Here is a 17,874-nt window from a genome sequence, read left to right as displayed (position 1 = left end):
GCTATGGCTCTTATTCCCGGAGGCGCTAATGGAGACGATAATTTAGTAGTGGGTGGTAACGATAATTATCGTTATGCGAAGACCAAAAATTCTGTTGTTATCGGGAATAATAATAGAGCCGTAGGATATTTTGGCACTGCTGTTGGTGAAGCAAATAAAGTTATGGGACGCAATGGTGTTGCGATTGGGGCACGTAATACAGCGGGAAATTTTAGAAATCCTGTCTTTTCTAATGCCGTTGCTATCGGTTGGGATAATTTTGTAAATGGAACAAGTATCGGGATTGGGCTAAAAACAGTGTCTACAGGAGATGACGCAATTGCTATTGGTAGCCAGGCGGTGGCAGGAACGGACAGGGCATGGGATTTCTTTTTTAATGAGATAGATTATGATCAACAGCCTTACTATCAACAGTTGCAGACGCAGTACCCGGATCTTTTCGGCGCGTATGATGGTACGGAAGAAGGTCTGAATAAAGTACGACAAAATATTTTCGATAAATATGTCGGGTTATTTTATACCTACGGAATTAACAGTTTGGATGACTTAGCAAGAGATAGTGCTGCATCCCATGATAGTATTTTAACTGCATTAGGATGGCAGTATGCATTAACAAGAGATAATGTATCTGCGCCAGTTGCTATCGGGAGATGGTCAAAGGCTTTATCTGATAACAGCGTTGCCTTAGGTGCCTATTCCGCTGTTACAAAAGACGATATGGATGAAACTACAGGGACCTTGAGTAAACCGGCACTGTTCTCCGGTATTACCCTTAGACAGAGCGGTAACTTAGGTAGCGATGGTAACGCAAATGGAGAATATCTAACCGGTGCTATTTCTATCGGCGGTCCTCGCTATGTAGACAAACTTATAAATTTGAGGCTAGAGGTGGTACGAGAAGGCAATTACGTTCGTCAGATTAAACATCTTGCCGATGGGACCGATGAAACGGATGCGGTGAATCTGCGTCAGTTGCGAGGTGTACTCTTTAACGGCATTAAGGCCGGTGATGGTGTAACGATTACAAAACAGGATGATCCGACAAAACCCGACTATGGTACGATAACCGTGGCAGCTGCCAATACGAATACAGGTAATGGAACCTCTACCATTCAATATGAAGCCGGTGATAATGTTTCTATCAAGAAAAAAGAGGGAGCAGATAACACCTATGTTATCTCTGCAACCAATAACGGTGGCGGCACTGATTTTAAAGTGAAAGGTGATATCGGTGAAGCTGCTCAAGTGAAAAGCGGTGATACTTTAAACATTAATGGCGGTGCAACCGGTTTATCTCACAATGCCAATATCGGTGTGGAAACAGAGAAGGACGGTTTGAAGTTAAGATTAGCCAAAGATATTACCACCGAAAGTGTAACTTTAAGCAAAGGTAAGAACGGCAAATCCACCAAAATGGACTCCGAAAGTGTGACTATTAATAACGGCAAACAATCTACTAAAGTCAGCGCTGAAAGTGTTAACGTCAACAACGGCAGCCAACATACCACTGTCAATGCCAGTGGAGTAACCGTAAACAGCAACAACCAAGCTCCAGTCTCTTTAACTTCTCGTGGCTTAGATAACGGCGGCAATCGTATTAGCAATGTGGCTGATGGTGTACAACCAACCGATGCGGTTAATGTTAGCCAACTTAACCGTGTGAAGAAAAAAATGGAAAAACATTCCGATGCCGGTACAGCAGCAGCGATTGCAGTCGGTAATTTACCGCACGCAATGCACAGCGGTAAATCAATGATTGCGATTGCGGGTGGCAGCTACGGCGGTGAATCTGCGGTGGCAATCGGGGTATCTCATACAAACGAAAAAGGCAACGTGATTTTGAAACTTTCCGGAACCAGTGACTCCAACGGTAAATATGGTGTCGGTGCCGGTGTGGGTTACGAATTCTAATTCAGCCGATATTGCAATAATTTAAAACAATGGGGTGTAGATCAAACGCCCCATTTTTATGCACTTTTTATGCGATAAATTTTTACACGAAATAAAGAGGAATTTTTGCTGAAAGCGACAATCCGCTATAAATCCAACACAATATCCTGTTCCAACTGACAACAACAGAGCAGAATTTCATCCGGTTGCAAAAAAGCCAATGGCAATTGGCGATAACGCACCGAACCTTGTAATATCTTTGCCCGACAAGCGCCGCAATAACCGGAACGGCATTGATATTCGTGCGCAATCTGATGCTGTTCCAAATTTTCCAATAAAGAGATTTGATTATCGTGCAACAATGTCTGTTGTCTTTGTTTTAAATGCACCTGATAAACTTTCATTGTCTATTTTTATCCTTTTGATAATACAAGAAAAATTTAAACAGTTTCATTAAGGCGATTAAGTCTGTTCTTGCGATTGGTGTAAACGGCAATAACAAATAATAAAGCCAACGGTATTTCTGCACCAAACAACAAGTATATTGCCACTGCTGCTCACCGCCGTTTTGGCGATAAACCGCAATGCTTTGCTCAATTTCCTGATCGGAAATCTCTTCACTGACATAAAGGCTATGAATATAAAACAGCAAATCACGCGCCTGTTGTTTATTTAAATTATGGCTGAACACTTTTGATTCAAAATCAATAAAACGTACACCGTCTTCCAACCAGCCCATATCACGAATCGCCGGTCTGCCGTGATAGAGTTTTTTTTGATGTAAATTTGCCAACGCCAACGCGGCATCGTGCAATAAACGTTGTTTAAATTCAGGTGAGATATTTCGATCGTATATATAACGTTTGACTGACTGCCCCACATCTTCGATCACAAAATAACGCTCACTGACTAACACTAGTTTGGCAACTGCTGCCTGTTTGTGGTTAAGATACTGTAATGTTTTAATCTCTCGTTGCAACGCTGCTTGTGGATTAGGCTTCAACAATCGCATTGCACCGCTGGTGCGTTCTACCTGTTTTACCCAATATTTTTTGCCCTCAAATTGAAAAGGGAAAACCCGTTCTTCTGGGTTTTCCGCTACCAACTTTTCCACATAATCAGAAAAATACATACTTCACCAAATTACTACTGTTCGATTTTAGGTTGATTTTTCTGTGCATTATACTGAATATCGTCCAAACACCAATCTACTAATAATTTTCCGTTTTCAAAAACGGTTTGCATCATTGAATTTTCAGCATATTGATTTAACGGTAGATGATCAATGTTGATCGTTTGATATTTTTCACCATTCCAAATCAAATCTAAACGACCTTTTTTACTTACCTTGCCCTTATCAGTTATCGGTGCTTTATATACATCCACTAATTTACCTTCGGTAATTACGCAACTACATTTCATCGCAAAACGGTGTGTATCACGATTGATACTGGTGGTTAAATTACCCTGCAACAAAGAGCCGCCACAACCCAAAATCACATTTTCCACTGAATATTGGTTATCTTTTAATGCTTTCAACAAATCCCACGTAGTATTTTCATTAATGCCGTCACCCTGTAAAACTTTGACATTATTCAATACCTTATAACCTTTGCTATTAACAGTAACGCCAAAAGTGTTTCCCAAACGTTCACAAGCAAAAAGCACATTACTAATCGCATCACCACTGTCAGGTCTAAGCACGAGTGGAAATTTACGCTGTTTCACTTTTTCTGCTAATTTGCCACAGAAAACGTCTTCAATCGTTTTGTAATAATCGTAACTGTCAACCACAATAGAAATTACAGAATTTTGATAAGTATCCAATAAATGTTCATATGCTTGCGCTTCTCGCTCTTTTGACCACGAAGTGATGGTGCTGTGTTCCGCCGCTGGTACACTGAATCCTGCCATTTCTGCATGATAATACTGACGCAACATCATTAATGCCCCAACATTATCCGTACCTTTAAAATTCAATAGATGTGCTGCACCACCAAGCTGCGCACTCTCTTCACTCGATACTCCACGATAACCAAAATCGTGCAACATAAACGGCAATGCATCCAAGCTATCAGCAGTTTCCTGTAAGAATTTACGACAAATGCGGTGATAAGAGTTAGATAAAGTAGCAACCGTACACGGATACCAAATTTTTAACAGCAAAGTTTCAAAAAAACTCACTAACCAAGCACAACAGGGATCAGTATTTTCAACCGTCACTAAAACATTGTGGTTATTCACCAAACTACCTTCCGGTACTGCTCTAATTTTTAATGGCAAATAGCCTTGATGTTGTTGCAAAATATATTGCCAATTTTCACGATCAAACGGCAAACCGTGCAAACGCATAATTTGTTCCGCTTCATCAATCATTGCTTGTGTAATCGGCTGGCAAAGATATTTTTTCAGATAATACTGTAAACCAAAAAATTGGGTATAACCGTAACGTCCGCCACGACTTTCAATGTAGTGATGCATATAAGTCATTTGTGGTGGATATTGGCGTGAATGAGAGTATTTGTATGAATCACTCATCAAAATAATATTTTTATCCATTACGATTCAGCCTCTATTTATTTGCGATCAAGCTTAATTTTGCCACTCTATCTCCTGATAAAATACAATCCATTTGATAGAACTGATTGCCGTTCAGGCGCATTTTCGCAGTTAAACGACTGGTGCTGCCAGCACTGTTACCGGAAGTACGCAATACACGCTTAGTGCCGGCAACTTGTTGTACTTTAGCAATACAGAGATAATTGAGCTTTGCCTCTTCTCCGGTGCGAACTGCGCCAATATTTCTATCTGCTGAGTTATAGCTCAATTTTTTCACCCAAGATTCTGCATTTCTTTTCACTTGTAATACGTCCGCATCTGAAGTGGCAACATTAAAATCATACAATTTTGTATTATTGGCAACAGCAATAACTTGACCATTTTTCAAGTAAATTTTCTCTACCTTATTACCGCTCACATCAATATAAACAATGTTTTTACCACTAAAATAAGCTGTATAAGTTTGATTATCGGTTTGATAAATAAAACTTGGCAATGTTTTTATACTATCACTGATTGCTTTTAATTCTGCATTTTCTACCCTCTTTTCCACTACCGGAACAGATTTCGCCTTGCCGGGAGTCAACTGACTACACGCCGACAATACAAATGCAAATGCCACGCTTAATAATAGTGATATATTTTTTGCTTTCATCATTATGATTTCTCCACAGTTTAATAATTAACCTCAACTTAAAAATAATGCCGCTGCACCACGCACACCACCGGAATCACCGTATTTTGCTTTTCGGATTGCTGGCACAACTGCACTACGCATTAAATGTTCCGGCAGACGTTTTGGCAAAGCTTCATAGATATAATCAAAGTTGGATAAGCCGCCACCTAAGAAAATGGCATCCGGATCAAGCACTGTAATCAAATTACCAATGCTGATCGCCATTAATTCAATGAATTTCTCGACAAATTCTACTGTTTTTACATCATTTTGATAAAAACGCCGGATAATCTCTTTTGCTGACAATTTTTCGTGTAATAAATCATTATGTAACAGTTCAAATCCGCGCCCAGATAAATAGGTATCCAAACAGGCGACATTACCGCAACCGCAACGGTAAATCGGGGCATTATCCCAACCAAGCAGTTTTAAAGCGTGATAATTTAATTGGATATGACCAACTTCGCCTGCCATTCCCACTTTACCGGAATGCACTTTACCATTAAAAACCAGACCACCACCAAAGCCAGTACCGATGATCAACCCCAATACGGTTGAATACTGTTTACTCTCCTCATCCCACGCTTCGGAAAGAGCAAAACAATTTGCATCATTTTCTATACGGACTTCACGTTGTAAACATTGCTCCAAATCACGTACAATCGGTTGATTATCAGCAACGCGGATATTGGTAATTTCGGCTATACCGGTATCACGGCGAACGAAGCCCGGCACACCTATACCAACAGTACCTTTACTACCAAATTTTTGATCGGCTTTTTCTACTAACCGTACAATCGAATTTAACCAATCTTCATAGCTAGTTTGTGGTGTATCAATTCGCTCACTATACAACCTCTCTAACTGTTGATTAAATGCTGCCAATTCTATTTTTGTACCACCAATATCGATCCCATATAACATATTTATACCTACGTAAGTTGAAAAAATTACTGGAATTATAGCCTATTTTGTAATAAACCTGCTACATTCATAAAAACAACTACAACAATAATTAAAAACCGCAACAAAAATGGTTGATAATGTATATAATGATTTCCTTTTATTTTTTGAGTTATACAAATAAATACTCTATGTAAGAAAGCAAAAAACATTAGAATAGCGAGGAACATATGGCAAAAATTGAGCTTGTCGCAAAAGCAAACCTACCTACTGAATTTGGTATTTTTCAAATTATAGGTTTTGAACATCCACAAACACACAAAGAACATGTCGCATTAGTAATGGGCGACATTGCCAACGGAGAACCTACTCTTGCCAGAATTCATTCAGAATGTCTAACCGGCGATGCATTGCATAGTTTGAAATGTGATTGCGGTTTTCAATTACAAGCGGCGCTGAAACAAATTAGTAAAGAAGGTAAAGGCATATTAATTTATCATCGTGCTGAAGGGCGAGGTATCGGTTTGATTAACAAGATTCGAGCTTATGCTTTGCAAGATCAAGGAATGGATACTATTGAAGCCAATCTTGCATTAGGATTTAAAGAAGATGAGCGTGATTTCAGCGTTTGTGCGGAAATTTTTGAATTATTAGGCGTAAAAGAGATTCGCTTATTAACCAATAATCCGCAAAAAATCGAAACAATGAAACGTGCCGGTATTAATGTGGTGGAACGTGTGCCGTTAAATGTCGGTGAAAATCGTTACAATACGGACTATTTAACCGTTAAAGAGCAAAAAATGGGACATATGATCGTGCATTCTCACGACTGTCAGTGTGATAAAGAACATTAATTTTTTCACCTTTCTCAAATAATTAAAGGTCGCTATCGTGCGACCTTTAATTCAAAATTAAATTAACATTAATTCATTTCTTTTAGTCAATTAATCCTTTTTCCAACAAATAATCCAGTACCAAACAGCCAGCTTGTGAACAAATAGCTCGATCTTTACTGGTAATCCAGCGAATTTCTTCGATTTCTGCACTTGCGATTAATTCACCTTGATATTGCGCCTGATAACAACGCATAATCACCATTACCCCTTCAGCTTTACCGTGTGCTTGTGCTTGAAATGTTTCCACTGGCTGTAAACTATTCGGAATTAAATCGACATTTAGCTCTTCCTTAATTTCACGAATTAATGCCTGCTGATCATTTTCCCCAACTTCACGTTTACCTCCAGGCAAATAATATTGCTCTTTTCCGTATGAGCGTGTCATTAATAGTTGACGATCTTTAATTAAAATCCACGCCAATTTATCGATATGTTGCATATTTGCTACTCCTCTAATTTTATTTGCGTCTTTTCTTGCATCCCTACCGTTTGCTAGTATAGTGAGTTTTCTAAAAATCGTAACCTTTTTATTTAATAGGAAAATTATGTTGACTGTTTATGGAATAAAAAATTGTGATACCGTCAAGAAAACCCTTGTCTGGTTGGCACAACATCAACTTGAAGCAAAATTGCACGATTATCGTCAGCAAGGCATTGATGCCGCCTTTTTACAACAGATTGAAGCATTGTTCGGTTGGGAAGCGTTAATCAATAAACGCAGCACCACTTGGCGTAATTTGGAGCAGACAGTTAAAGATCAACTTAATCAGGATAATGCACTTTCTTTATTGCTTGAACAGCCAACGCTTATCAAACGACCAATCGTATTAGGCGATAATGTGCAGCTTATCGGCTTTAATGCTAAACAATATGCGCAGGCTTTTGGAGTAGCGGAATGAAACAAGAAGTCATTGCCCTCGCACAAGATTTAATTCATCGCCCCTCTATCAGTCCAAAAGATGAGGGTTGTCAACAAGTGATAGCTGATCGTTTGAGTAAATTAGGTTTTAACATTGAATGGATGCCGTTCGGTGACACTTTAAATTTATGGGCTACCCACGGTAATTCTACTCCAACTATTGTTTTCGCTGGACATACTGATGTTGTACCACCTGGCGATGAAACACAATGGCAACATTCGCCCTTTTCAGCCGAAATTGTCGGTGATTTACTTTATGGTCGTGGTGCAGCAGATATGAAAGGTTCGTTGGCATCAATGGTAGTAGCAGCAGAACAGTTTGTATCACAACATCCACAGCATAAAGGACGAATTGCGTTCTTGATTACCTCCGATGAAGAAGCAGCCGCTAAAGATGGCACTGTCAGGGTAGTGGAAGCATTAATGGCTCGTGGTGAACAGGTAGATTATTGTTTAGTCGGCGAACCCTCCAGTACCGAAAAACTAGGAGATATTGTAAAAAACGGTCGCCGTGGCTCTATTACTGCAAATCTCTATATTCAAGGTGTACAAGGCCACGTTGCGTATCCTCATCTTGCGGACAATCCGATTCATAAAGCTGCCGGATTTATTCACGATTTGGTTAATATCCAGTGGGATAACGGCAATGAATTCTTTCCTCCGACAAGCCTACAAATTGCCAATATTCAAGCTGGCACAGGTTCAAATAATGTTATTCCTGGTGAACTTTATATTCAATTTAACTTACGTTTTAATACCGAGACCAGCGATGAAAAGATTAAACAACGTGTTACAGAATTACTGGCACGCCATCAACTGAATTATCGGATTGAATGGTGGCTATCAGGACAACCATTTTTAACCGCTAAAGGCAAATTGGTCGATGCGGTTGTACGCGCATTACAAAAAGTAGCGGCAATTACGCCAACATTGGAAACCAGTGGCGGTACATCCGATGGTCGCTTTATCGCTTTAATGGGAGCGGAAGTGGTGGAACTCGGGCCTTTAAATAAATCCATACACCGTATTGATGAATGTGTAAGCTGTGAAGATTTAGCAAAATTGGCGGTTACTCATTTAGAAATATTAAATACATTATTAGGAGAGTAAATTATGTTGCCGCTTGTATTTGATTGCTTAACAGGAAAATCTCGCCAACACTTGGCATTATTACCGCTTCCCCATTCCACTGCTCATTTCTTACAACCACAGGCTGTGAAAGCCTTCCAAAGTTTGCAACAGGCTGCGAAAAAAGCAGGTTTTAATTTACAACCAGCAAGTACTTTCCGTGATTTCACACGCCAAAAATGGATTTGGGACAACAAATTCAACGGTATCAGGAAAGTACACAATGATCAGGGAGAAAACATTAATCTTTCTCTGCTTAGTGAATGGCAAAAATGTTTAGCTATTCTGCGCTGGTCGGCATTACCCGGTGCCAGTCGCCATCACTGGGGTACGGAAATTGATATTTTTGATCCGGATCTACTTCCTAAAGGACAATCTCTACAATTAGCACCTCAAGAATATCAACAGAACGGTTACTTTGCTCCGCTAGTTGAATTTCTACAACAACATCTAGCTGATTTCGATTTTTATCTTCCTTTTCTTGAACTACCGGAAGATAAAAAAATTGGCATTGAGCCTTGGCATATCAGCTATCGCCCAATCGCAGAAAAGTTACAGCCGTTACTTACCCCCGAGGTTTTGTTAGAAGCGTGGAAAAATGAAACTATCGCCGGTAAAAAGATCCTTACTAAACATCTTAAAGAAATTTTCGATCAATTTATTCTTTAATCAAAAGCTAGTTCGACCCACATTGGATTGTGATCGGACGCTTTTGTTTTTTTCGTTGTCGCAGAAATAGCCTTCAATCCTTTGACAAAAATATGATCCAATGGAAAATCATTGAAACGTAAGCGATTATCTGGAAAAAATGGGATTTCGTGCAGACCAAATTGCGCCATTTTCTGTTGTAATATCTCTACTCTTTCCTGATTCCAAGCATTAAAGTCGCCAGCTATAATCACGGCATCAACCCGTTGTTGTAGCTGTTGCATAATTTGTTCTAATTGCTGGCGATACGCTGTCGGTGTCCACTCAAAATTGATCATATGAACATTGATTATCAATAAAAATTTACCGTTATCCAACGGATATACTGAAGATACGCTAGTTTTAGGAACACCTAACCAAGGTTCATCAACTGCAGCACTACAATAATATTGTGGTGAAAACAACGAAAGTGTCGCTACGCCAGATTGCATATCTCGATAAGAAAAGCCACTGGCAAACAATTGATTTGGCATACGTTGTAATAATTGTGGTAATTTCTGCAAAGAAGTTGCTTCTTGTAATAACATAAAATCCGTTTTTTCTTCATAATTTAGCAATAACGACTGCCATCCTTTATCTTCTCCTTTATGCACATTCCAAACCAATAATTTTAATGGTTGCGTAGTTGAAATTGTTTCAGCATCCAACATTGGGCGATAACAACTTAATTTGCTGTCTATTTCGACAAAAGGTTCAAAACTTTGCTTTTCATTCATTGAAATAAACTGGGTCAAAGGTGGCTGATAAAGGGTTAGAGATTGATATAAAAACAAGATAACTGCTAATATCAACATCAGCAAAAAAACACTGATTAATTTAATTATTTTTTTCATAAATATTGCTCACTTTTTTCAATATACCTCGATTGCACACTTTACATATTACTCACTAATTGATTTAATAGCGCGCGTTAATGACTTTTCAACAAGGCTTATTATATGGGCATTTACACATATATTTGTTTTTTATCTGCAATTTCTATTTTACTCGGTTTTATCACCAGTAAAATCAGCGATAAAATTCAATCTACTATCGCAATTACCGCCGCTGCGATGATTGGTTCATTGCTACTTTTGACTTTAGGTTATCTTGGTTGGTTTCAAATTGACAGTATTGCAACAGAAGTAATGCAAGAAATCGACTTTAAAAGTTTTCTACTTAATGGGATTTTAGGCTTCTTACTGTTTGCCGGCGCATTAGGTATTAAAATTCCCGTGTTGCGTGATCAAAAATGGGAAATCACAATCTTTGCGTTATTTTCAACACTAGCTTCCACATTCATTATTGGCACACTAATTTATTTAGTCGCTAATCTTATCAGCTTACCAATTGGCTTTATTTACTGTTTGCTTTTCGGTGCTTTAATTTCACCTACTGACCCAATCGCCGTATTGGCAATCATTAAAAATTTACGTGCGCCGAAACGTTTATCAATGCAAGTTGAAGGTGAATCTCTATTTAATGACGGTGTCGGCTTGGTAATTTTTGTTACTATTTTTACCGTTGCCTTCAGCGGTGAACAGATGTCCGCCAGTGAAATTTTACATCTGTTCCTACACGAGGCAATCGGTGGAATTATCTTTGGTTTTGTGCTTGGCTTGGTCGCTCACCTCTTAATTTCAGCCACTGATGATGGTAGCTTAGAAATCTTATTAACTTTAACTATTCCAACTGCTGGTTTTATGTTGGCAAATCTATTAGAAGTTTCCGGTGCATTAGCGATGGTGGTTTCTGGTATTATGGTAGGAAATTGGACTCGTCATCGCGGTTTCTCTGAGCAAAGCCAACGCTATCTTGATCATTTTTGGGAAATGATCGACCACTTCCTGAACTCTCTACTATTCTTTCTAATCGGTTTTGCACTATTATTGATCGATTTTACCTTCCAAGGCTTTTTGATGATGTTGTTAGCAATTCCAGTCTGTTTAGCAGCACGCTATATCAGCTTATGGATACCATACTCAATATTGCGTTTTTTCCGCACCTATAACCCTTACACTTTAAAAATTATGACGTGGGGTGGACTACGTGGCGGTTTGGCATTGGCTATGGCACTTTCCATTCCGGCAAAAGCGGTATTTGTTAATGGCACAGATGTAAAAGATATTATCTTGATTATGACTTATGCCATTGTTGTATTCTCAATTTTGGTGCAAGGCGTAACCATTGAAAAAATGATTAAAAAATCAAAATTGGTTGATCCGAACCGTGAGGAATATCTCACTCCAAGTTCACATTTTGAACACCACTCTTCCGCACAAGAGTAAGTTTCAACTTTGCTGTAGTAAGAATTACGAGTATAATTAACCACAATTTCGCCGCACGTTATGTGCGGCATATTTTTATCAAGAAACAGAAGACAATTATGACAACTACAATTATTACTGTTGACGGCACGAGCGGCGTTGGCAAAGGTACTTTATGCCAAGCATTGACTCAACATTTCGGTTTTCATTTATTGGACTCCGGTGCTATTTATCGTGTTTTCGGTTTAGCTGCAGCAAAACATAATATTGATTTTTCTAATGAAAAGGCTTTAAGCGCTTTTGCCAAAACGATCAATATCTCCTTTTCAAGCGACAAAAATGGCGTAAAAACTTTTCTAAATCAAGAAGACGTAAGCGATATTATTCGTACACAACAGGTTGCAGATTATGCTTCCAGAACAGCGATATATCCATTAGTACGTGCTGCTTTATTGCAAAAACAGAGAGATTTTGCTCAAGCGCCCGGATTAGTGGCAGATGGTCGTGATATGGGTACAGTTGTTTTCCCAGAAGCTCAAATTAAGTTTTTTTTGGATGCTTCAGCACAAGAACGTGCAAAAAGACGTTTAAAACAGTTGCAGGAAAAGGGAATTAATGGTAATTTTGCCCAGATTTTATCCGAAATTCAGGAACGCGATTACCGAGATAGAAATCGTGCGGTTGCTCCATTAAAACCTGCCGATGATGCAATTCTGTTAGATTCATCTTCCCTTTCTATTAATGACGTTTTCACGTTGGCATTGCAACATATTCATCAGCGTTGCCCTTATTTGGGATAGAGTCATATTGTGTTTATTCAAGGAAGAATAGACGTTTATTATCAGCCCCGTTTAATAAGGAATTTAAGCGGTCGTTATTAACTTATTGAAGATTAATTTATATGTCAGAATCTTTTGCTCAACTATTTGAAGAATCACTAAAAGAACTTGAAACTCGTCAAGGTTCAATCGTTACTGGTACTGTTGTTGCTATCAACAAAGGTTTCGTTTTCGTTGATGCAGGTTTGAAATCTGAAGCTGCAATCCCTGCTGAAGAATTCCAAAATGCACAAGGTGAAATCACTGTTCAAGTTGGTGATCAAGTTCAAGTTGCGTTAGACGCTGTTGAAGATGGTTTCGGCGAAACCAAACTTTCTCGTGAAAAAGCAGTTCGTCACGAATCTTGGATTTCCTTAGAAAAAGCATACGAAGATCAAGAAACTGTTGTTGGTTTAATTAACGGTAAAGTGAAAGGTGGTTTCACTGTTGAGTTGAATGGTGTTCGTGCATTCTTACCTGGTTCATTAGTGGATACTCGCCCTGTACGCGATACTCTTCACTTAGAAGGTAAAGAATTAGAATTTAAAGTTATCAAACTAGACCAAAAACGTAACAATGTTGTTGTTTCTCGTCGTGCAGTTATCGAATCTGAAAACAGCCAAGAACGTGATCAATTACTTGAAGCCTTACAAGAAGGTGCCGAAGTTAAAGGTATCGTTAAGAATTTAACTGACTACGGTGCATTCGTTGATTTAGGTGGTGTTGATGGTTTATTACACATTACTGATATGGCTTGGAAACGTGTTAAACATCCAGGTGAAATCGTAAATGTCGGTGATGAAGTGACTGTTAAAGTATTGAAATTTGACCGTGATCGTACTCGTGTTTCACTAGGCTTAAAACAATTAGGTCAAGATCCTTGGGCTGCTATCGCTGAAAATTATCCAGTAAACAGCAAATTAACAGGTAAAGTAACCAACTTAACCGATTACGGTTGCTTCGTTGAAATTTTAGACGGTATCGAAGGTCTTGTTCACGTTTCAGAAATGGATTGGACCAATAAAAATATCCATCCATCTAAAGTAGTTAGCGTAGGTGATGAAGTTGAAGTTATGGTATTAGAAATCGATGAAGAACGTCGTCGTATTTCTTTAGGTTTAAAACAATGCAAACCAAATCCATGGCAACAATTTGCAGATACTCACAACAAAGGTGACAAAGTATCAGGTAAAATCAAATCAATCACTGACTTCGGTATCTTCATCGGTTTAGAAGGCGGTATTGACGGTTTAGTTCACTTATCAGATATTTCTTGGAATGTTCCTGGAGAAGAAGCTGTTCGTAACTACAAGAAAGGAGATGAAGTTGAAGCTATCGTATTACAAGTTGATGCAGCTAAAGAGCGTATCTCTTTAGGTATCAAACAACTTGAAGAAGATCCATTCAATAACTTCGTTTCTATCAATAAAAAAGGCAGTGTAGTAAGTGCTAAAGTTGTTGATGTTGATGCTAAAGGCGCTAAAGTTGAGCTGGATAATGGTGTTGAAGGCTACATCCGTACCGCTGATCTTAACGGTGAAGTAAATGTTGGCGATGTTGTTGAAGCAAAATACACCGGAGTAGATCGTAAAGCTCGTATTGTTCACTTATCAATCCGTGCAAAAGATGAAGCTGAAGAAGCAGCAGCATTAGCAAGCGTAAATAACAAACAAGAAGAAGTTGTTATTCCTAACGCAATGGCTGAAGCATTCAAAGCAGCAAAAGGTGAATAATCTTCCTTATCGTTTTGCTTAATTGCAATAAATCCGATATGTTTCGGCATATCGGATTTTCTACCTAAAACAGAAGGATACTCATATGACAAAATCAGAATTGATTGAAAAGTTGATAAATCGTCATCCTACTATGTCGATTAAACATATTGAATTTTCTGTTAAAGAAATTATTGAACATCTCTCTCTTACCTTAGAAAAGGGTGATCGTATTGAAATCCGCCGTTTCGGTAGTTTTGCATTACGCTATCGTCAACCTCGTACTGGTCGAAACCCAAAAACCGGTACACAAGTCAGTCTTGAAGCAAAATCAGTTCCGCATTTCAAAGCAGGGAAAGAATTGCGTGAACGTGTTGATAACATTTAATTAACTAATATGATCATACCAATTTAACGTTGCTGATCTATTCTCGTTTTATTAGCAACGTTACTTTTCTCCTATTATCATTTTATGAGCTGCCCTAAACATAGTTTGACTAGACCACCTTGGTCATCACATTCTCTCTGGAAACCAACTCCTTCTGCCCTTGCTGTATTAGTTATTTCACTACTAACTTTTGGTATTGGAGATGGTTTTTTAGTTTTATCTCAACTCGGTTCTACACCTTGGACTGTATTAGCACAAGGTCTTTCTATTAAAACAGGGAACAATATAGGCATTATTAGTTTTATCATCAGCATCATTGTAATGTTGACTTGGATACCTTTCCGGCAAAAGCCCGGTTTAGGTACATTGCTTAATATCACTTTAATCGCACTTTCTCTTGGCCTAACCGTTACTTTTATTCCTGCACCTCAAACCTTTATCGGACAATTTCTATTTATGCTCATCGGCGTTATTATCGGTGGCATTACCTCCGCATTCTATCTTACCTGCCATATGGGCGCAGGCCCTCGTGACGGTTTAATGGTCGGTCTTTATCAAACGACAGGTTTCAAAATCGGGACGATCAGAACCTTAATCGAAAGTAGTGTCTGTTTTGTCGGCTGGCTATTGGGAGGTGTTGTCGGTCTAGGCACATTGGTTTTTGCCTTATCTATCGGGTGGGTATTACAAACCACGCTCGGATTTATTATCAAAAAATTTAATACCCAATAAATAACAGCTAAGTCTCCGCCATTTTTCCTTTTCGATTCGGAATTTTGCTATTATAGTTGCTCTATTTTTGGCATAATGGGCATCATTTTATTTTCTACTAGGGGGCAATGTGAAATTAAAATACATTCTAACTTTCGTTATTGTTATTGCATTAATCATCGTCGGCATTACTGTCGGTGCCAATAACGATCAAGTTATTTCCGTAAACTATATTGTCGCAAAAAGCGATATCCAACTCTCTAGCTTAGTTGCACTTTTATTCGGCTTCGGCTTCTTACTCGGTTGGTTAGTAACCGGGATTTTTTACATCAAGCTTAAAGTAAAAAATATGGCGTTAACACGCCAAACTAAAAAGCAGTTACAACAAATCAATGAATTAATGACCGCAAGAGATAAAAACGCATAATGCTGGAACTGCTTTTTTTGCTGTTACCTATCGCCGCTGCCTATGGCTGGTATATGGGACATCGTAGCGCTAAAAAAGATCAGGAGGAGATCAGCAATAAATTATCCCGTGATTATATGACCGGGGTAAATTTTCTTTTATCCAACCAACAAGAAAAGGCGGTTGATCTTTTCTTAAAAATGCTGGAAAAACAGGAGTCGGAAAACGCTATCGACAACGACTCCCAATTTGAGGCGGAATTGACTTTAGGTAATTTATTCCGTTCTCGCGGTGAGGTGGATCGTGCGTTGCGTATCCACCAAAATATCGACAACAATCCGAATTACAGTTATGAACAAAAATTGCTCACCCGCCAGCAATTAGCCAAAGATTTTATGTTTGTAGGGTTCTTGGATAGAGCCGAAAAACTCTACCAGAAATTAAGTGAAGAGCCAGACTACGCAGAAAATGCCTTACACGAACTGGCAAATATTTATCAACGTACTAAAGAGTGGGATAAAGCTATCGAGGTGGGAGAGCGTTATCGCAAATTGACGCAGCACAATGAAAATATCGCATTGGCACATTACTATTGCGAATTTGCCTTAGAATCCAATCAGCAACAACAGATTATAGATGCTCTTACAAAAGCTTTAATCGTTTCACCAACTTGCGTTAGAGCAACGCTTATTCTTTCCGAACAATATGCAAAACAAGGCAATTATCCAAAAGCCATCAAGACATTACAACAAATTACCGAGCAAAATCTTGCCTATATCAGTGAAGCCTTACCACCACTTATCGAATATTATCAACATTTGCCGAATAGCCACGATTTGGAACTGTTTCTTATCAAATTACAACAACATAAAGCTAATAGCTCCGTAGTTATTGCCTTAACAGATTATATTGAACGGAAATCAGGTGCTGAAGTTGCAAAAAATCATCTCTATCGTCAGCTTGAGAAACGTCCGACAATGCGAATATTTCATCGATTCATTCAATATCAAATTAATGAGCTTGATGAAGGAAACGGCAAAGAGAGTCTAAAACTACTCTATAATATCGTTGACGAACGTTTGAAAAAAAGCTTTGAATATCGCTGTAATCATTGCGGTTTTCAGAGCCATAAACTGATTTGGCAATGTCCATCCTGTCGGCGATGGGAAACGGTTACACCAATAGAAAATTAATTTGCAAACAAAGAGGGAACATCATGGAAAATAAAGTTATTGTCGCCTTAGACTATGAAACGAAAAAAGAAGCAATGCAACTGGTTGATCAGCTTGATCCCAGTTTATGTCGCCTTAAAGTGGGTAAAGAGATGTTTACTACTCTAGGTACAGAATTTGTCAAAGAATTGCAAAGACGTAATTTTGATGTGTTCTTAGATCTAAAATTCCACGATATTCCGAATACTGTTGCCCGTGCGGTACGTTCCGCCGCCGATTTAGGTGTTTGGATGGTCGATATGCACGCCAGTGGTGGTTTAAGAATGATGGAAGCAGCGAAAAAAATTCTGGAACCTTATGGCAAAGATGCGCCGATTTTAATTGCTATCACTGTTCTAACCAGTATGGAAGAAGCAGATTTATTGCAAATCGGCGTTAATACTTCTCCAGAAGAACACGTTATTCGTTTAGCGCGTTTAAGCCAACGTGCCGGATTGGATGGCGTAGTCTGTTCACCACAAGAAGTGGAAATCTTACGTCAGCGCTGTGGAAACGAATTTAAATTAATCACCCCTGGAATTCGTCCTGAAGGTACTCAACTAGGTGATCAACGTCGCGTAATGACACCAAGAGAGGCGATTAATGCCGGCTCAGACTATCTAGTTATCGGTCGTCCAATTACACAAGCCGCAGATCCTGTTGCTGTATTAAAACAGATCAATGCATCAATTCAAGGATAATC

General features: G+C 38.8%; 20 protein-coding genes. 13 read left to right on the top strand and 7 right to left on the bottom strand.

Features of this window, described 5'->3' with window-relative positions:
• Nucleotides 1-3 precede the first annotated feature (3 nt).
• A complete protein-coding gene (locus tag JP36_RS02955; RefSeq protein WP_039171787.1) occupies nt 4-1,911 on the top strand; it encodes a YadA-like family protein in 1,908 nt (635 codons plus the stop codon).
• A 125-nt stretch (nt 1,912-2,036) separates the two neighbouring features.
• Here JP36_RS02955 and yfaE read toward each other — a convergent pair whose 3' ends face one another.
• The 5 genes from yfaE to nagK are packed head-to-tail and all read right to left on the bottom strand — an operon-like array spanning nt 2,037 to nt 6,049.
• Nucleotides 2,037-2,294 (bottom strand): class I ribonucleotide reductase maintenance protein YfaE, encoded by a 258-nt coding sequence (gene yfaE / locus JP36_RS02950; RefSeq protein ID WP_039134589.1) that lies wholly within the window; start codon nt 2,292-2,294, stop codon nt 2,037-2,039.
• Nucleotides 2,291-3,022 carry a hypothetical protein gene (locus JP36_RS02945; RefSeq protein WP_039142821.1) on the bottom strand — a complete coding sequence of 244 codons (732 nt, stop codon included), beginning with the start codon at nt 3,020-3,022 and terminating at the stop codon, nt 2,291-2,293. Before JP36_RS02945 ends, yfaE begins: the two co-directional genes overlap by 4 nt.
• Before the next feature lie 14 nt (nt 3,023-3,036).
• A complete protein-coding gene (locus JP36_RS02940) occupies nt 3,037-4,449 on the bottom strand; it encodes a nicotinate phosphoribosyltransferase (RefSeq protein WP_039134594.1) in 1,413 nt (470 codons plus the stop codon).
• 13 nt (nt 4,450-4,462) lie between these two features.
• Complete coding sequence (locus tag JP36_RS02935; protein ID WP_039171785.1) at nt 4,463-5,107, bottom strand: hypothetical protein; 645 nt, start codon at nt 5,105-5,107, stop codon at nt 4,463-4,465.
• A 30-nt stretch (nt 5,108-5,137) separates the two neighbouring features.
• On the bottom strand, nt 5,138-6,049 hold the full coding sequence (gene nagK, locus JP36_RS02930; protein ID WP_039171783.1) for an N-acetylglucosamine kinase: 912 nt from the start codon (nt 6,047-6,049) through the stop codon (nt 5,138-5,140).
• A 209-nt stretch (nt 6,050-6,258) separates the two neighbouring features.
• Here nagK and ribA point away from each other — a divergent pair, with 209 nt between their 5' ends.
• A complete protein-coding gene (ribA, locus tag JP36_RS02925; RefSeq protein ID WP_039171781.1) occupies nt 6,259-6,882 on the top strand; it encodes a GTP cyclohydrolase II in 624 nt (207 codons plus the stop codon).
• 82 nt (nt 6,883-6,964) lie between these two features.
• Here ribA and JP36_RS02920 read toward each other — a convergent pair whose 3' ends face one another.
• The gene (locus JP36_RS02920; RefSeq protein ID WP_039171778.1) at nt 6,965-7,363 is read right to left on the bottom strand and encodes an NUDIX hydrolase; all 399 of its coding nucleotides are present in this window, start codon (nt 7,361-7,363) and stop codon (nt 6,965-6,967) included.
• A gap of 106 nt (nt 7,364-7,469) precedes the next feature.
• Between JP36_RS02920 and JP36_RS02915 the strand changes: the two genes are divergently transcribed.
• From JP36_RS02915 to JP36_RS02905, 3 genes are read left to right on the top strand one after another with little or no spacing between them, the layout of a single operon-like run.
• The gene (locus JP36_RS02915) at nt 7,470-7,823 is read left to right on the top strand and encodes an ArsC family reductase (protein WP_039134606.1); all 354 of its coding nucleotides are present in this window, start codon (nt 7,470-7,472) and stop codon (nt 7,821-7,823) included.
• Entirely contained in the window at nt 7,820-8,953 is a 1,134-nt protein-coding gene (dapE, locus tag JP36_RS02910) for a succinyl-diaminopimelate desuccinylase (RefSeq protein ID WP_039171775.1), read from the top strand. Before JP36_RS02915 ends, dapE begins: the two co-directional genes overlap by 4 nt.
• Nucleotides 8,954-8,956: 3 nt before the next feature.
• A complete protein-coding gene (locus JP36_RS02905; RefSeq protein ID WP_039171773.1) occupies nt 8,957-9,640 on the top strand; it encodes a M15 family metallopeptidase in 684 nt (227 codons plus the stop codon).
• On the opposite strand, the gene JP36_RS02900 is transcribed toward JP36_RS02905, so the two are convergent.
• Nucleotides 9,637-10,512, bottom strand: coding sequence for an endonuclease/exonuclease/phosphatase family protein (locus JP36_RS02900; protein WP_039171770.1), 876 nt, complete (start codon nt 10,510-10,512; stop codon nt 9,637-9,639). The two genes, JP36_RS02905 and JP36_RS02900, sit on opposite strands and share 4 nt — an antisense overlap.
• Nucleotides 10,513-10,617: 105 nt before the next feature.
• Here JP36_RS02900 and JP36_RS02895 point away from each other — a divergent pair, with 105 nt between their 5' ends.
• From JP36_RS02895 to pyrF, 8 genes are all read left to right on the top strand, one after another.
• Nucleotides 10,618-11,946, top strand: a complete 1,329-nt coding sequence (locus JP36_RS02895) for a cation:proton antiporter (protein ID WP_039171767.1) — start codon at nt 10,618-10,620, stop codon at nt 11,944-11,946.
• Between the two features lie 98 nt (nt 11,947-12,044).
• Nucleotides 12,045-12,725: a (d)CMP kinase gene (gene cmk, locus JP36_RS02890; protein WP_039171765.1), complete on the top strand. Its 681-nt coding sequence runs from the start codon at nt 12,045-12,047 to the stop codon at nt 12,723-12,725.
• A 101-nt stretch (nt 12,726-12,826) separates the two neighbouring features.
• Nucleotides 12,827-14,476, top strand: coding sequence for a 30S ribosomal protein S1 (rpsA, locus tag JP36_RS02885; RefSeq protein ID WP_039171762.1), 1,650 nt, complete (start codon nt 12,827-12,829; stop codon nt 14,474-14,476).
• Nucleotides 14,477-14,531: 55 nt separating this feature from the next.
• The gene (locus JP36_RS02880; protein ID WP_158305803.1) at nt 14,532-14,843 is read left to right on the top strand and encodes an integration host factor subunit beta; all 312 of its coding nucleotides are present in this window, start codon (nt 14,532-14,534) and stop codon (nt 14,841-14,843) included.
• Between the two features lie 84 nt (nt 14,844-14,927).
• On the top strand, nt 14,928-15,575 hold the full coding sequence (locus JP36_RS02875) for a YczE/YyaS/YitT family protein (RefSeq protein WP_039134621.1): 648 nt from the start codon (nt 14,928-14,930) through the stop codon (nt 15,573-15,575).
• 109 nt (nt 15,576-15,684) lie between these two features.
• Nucleotides 15,685-15,981: a LapA family protein gene (locus JP36_RS02870; RefSeq protein WP_039134623.1), complete on the top strand. Its 297-nt coding sequence runs from the start codon at nt 15,685-15,687 to the stop codon at nt 15,979-15,981.
• Nucleotides 15,981-17,153, top strand: a complete 1,173-nt coding sequence (gene lapB, locus JP36_RS02865; protein ID WP_039134626.1) for a lipopolysaccharide assembly protein LapB — start codon at nt 15,981-15,983, stop codon at nt 17,151-17,153. Before JP36_RS02870 ends, lapB begins: the two co-directional genes overlap by 1 nt.
• A 23-nt stretch (nt 17,154-17,176) precedes the next feature.
• Nucleotides 17,177-17,872, top strand: a complete 696-nt coding sequence (gene pyrF, locus JP36_RS02860) for an orotidine-5'-phosphate decarboxylase (protein ID WP_039134629.1) — start codon at nt 17,177-17,179, stop codon at nt 17,870-17,872.
• The last annotated feature ends 2 nt before the right edge of the window (nt 17,873-17,874 follow it).

Source organism: Gallibacterium genomosp. 1 (assembly GCF_000771875.1).
Lineage (GTDB): Bacteria > Pseudomonadota > Gammaproteobacteria > Enterobacterales > Pasteurellaceae > Gallibacterium.
This window is presented reverse-complemented; position numbering and strand designations above follow the sequence as displayed.

Excerpts from the sequence above, each read along its gene's own strand:
- JP36_RS02955 (WP_039171787.1), top strand. The coding sequence starts at position 4 with ATGGCTCTTATTCCCGGAGGCGCTAATGGAGACGATAATTTAGTAGTG.
- yfaE (WP_039134589.1), bottom strand. The coding sequence starts at position 2,294 with ATGAAAGTTTATCAGGTGCATTTAAAACAAAGACAACAGACATTGTTG.
- JP36_RS02945 (WP_039142821.1), bottom strand. The coding sequence starts at position 3,022 with ATGTATTTTTCTGATTATGTGGAAAAGTTGGTAGCGGAAAACCCAGAA.
- JP36_RS02940 (WP_039134594.1), bottom strand. The coding sequence starts at position 4,449 with ATGGATAAAAATATTATTTTGATGAGTGATTCATACAAATACTCTCAT.
- JP36_RS02935 (WP_039171785.1), bottom strand. The coding sequence starts at position 5,107 with ATGATGAAAGCAAAAAATATATCACTATTATTAAGCGTGGCATTTGCA.
- nagK (WP_039171783.1), bottom strand. The coding sequence starts at position 6,049 with ATGTTATATGGGATCGATATTGGTGGTACAAAAATAGAATTGGCAGCA.
- ribA (WP_039171781.1), top strand. The coding sequence starts at position 6,259 with ATGGCAAAAATTGAGCTTGTCGCAAAAGCAAACCTACCTACTGAATTT.
- JP36_RS02920 (WP_039171778.1), bottom strand. The coding sequence starts at position 7,363 with ATGCAACATATCGATAAATTGGCGTGGATTTTAATTAAAGATCGTCAA.
- JP36_RS02915 (WP_039134606.1), top strand. The coding sequence starts at position 7,470 with ATGTTGACTGTTTATGGAATAAAAAATTGTGATACCGTCAAGAAAACC.
- dapE (WP_039171775.1), top strand. The coding sequence starts at position 7,820 with ATGAAACAAGAAGTCATTGCCCTCGCACAAGATTTAATTCATCGCCCC.
- JP36_RS02905 (WP_039171773.1), top strand. The coding sequence starts at position 8,957 with ATGTTGCCGCTTGTATTTGATTGCTTAACAGGAAAATCTCGCCAACAC.
- JP36_RS02900 (WP_039171770.1), bottom strand. The coding sequence starts at position 10,512 with ATGAAAAAAATAATTAAATTAATCAGTGTTTTTTTGCTGATGTTGATA.
- JP36_RS02895 (WP_039171767.1), top strand. The coding sequence starts at position 10,618 with ATGGGCATTTACACATATATTTGTTTTTTATCTGCAATTTCTATTTTA.
- cmk (WP_039171765.1), top strand. The coding sequence starts at position 12,045 with ATGACAACTACAATTATTACTGTTGACGGCACGAGCGGCGTTGGCAAA.
- rpsA (WP_039171762.1), top strand. The coding sequence starts at position 12,827 with ATGTCAGAATCTTTTGCTCAACTATTTGAAGAATCACTAAAAGAACTT.
- JP36_RS02875 (WP_039134621.1), top strand. The coding sequence starts at position 14,928 with ATGAGCTGCCCTAAACATAGTTTGACTAGACCACCTTGGTCATCACAT.
- lapB (WP_039134626.1), top strand. The coding sequence starts at position 15,981 with ATGCTGGAACTGCTTTTTTTGCTGTTACCTATCGCCGCTGCCTATGGC.
- pyrF (WP_039134629.1), top strand. The coding sequence starts at position 17,177 with ATGGAAAATAAAGTTATTGTCGCCTTAGACTATGAAACGAAAAAAGAA.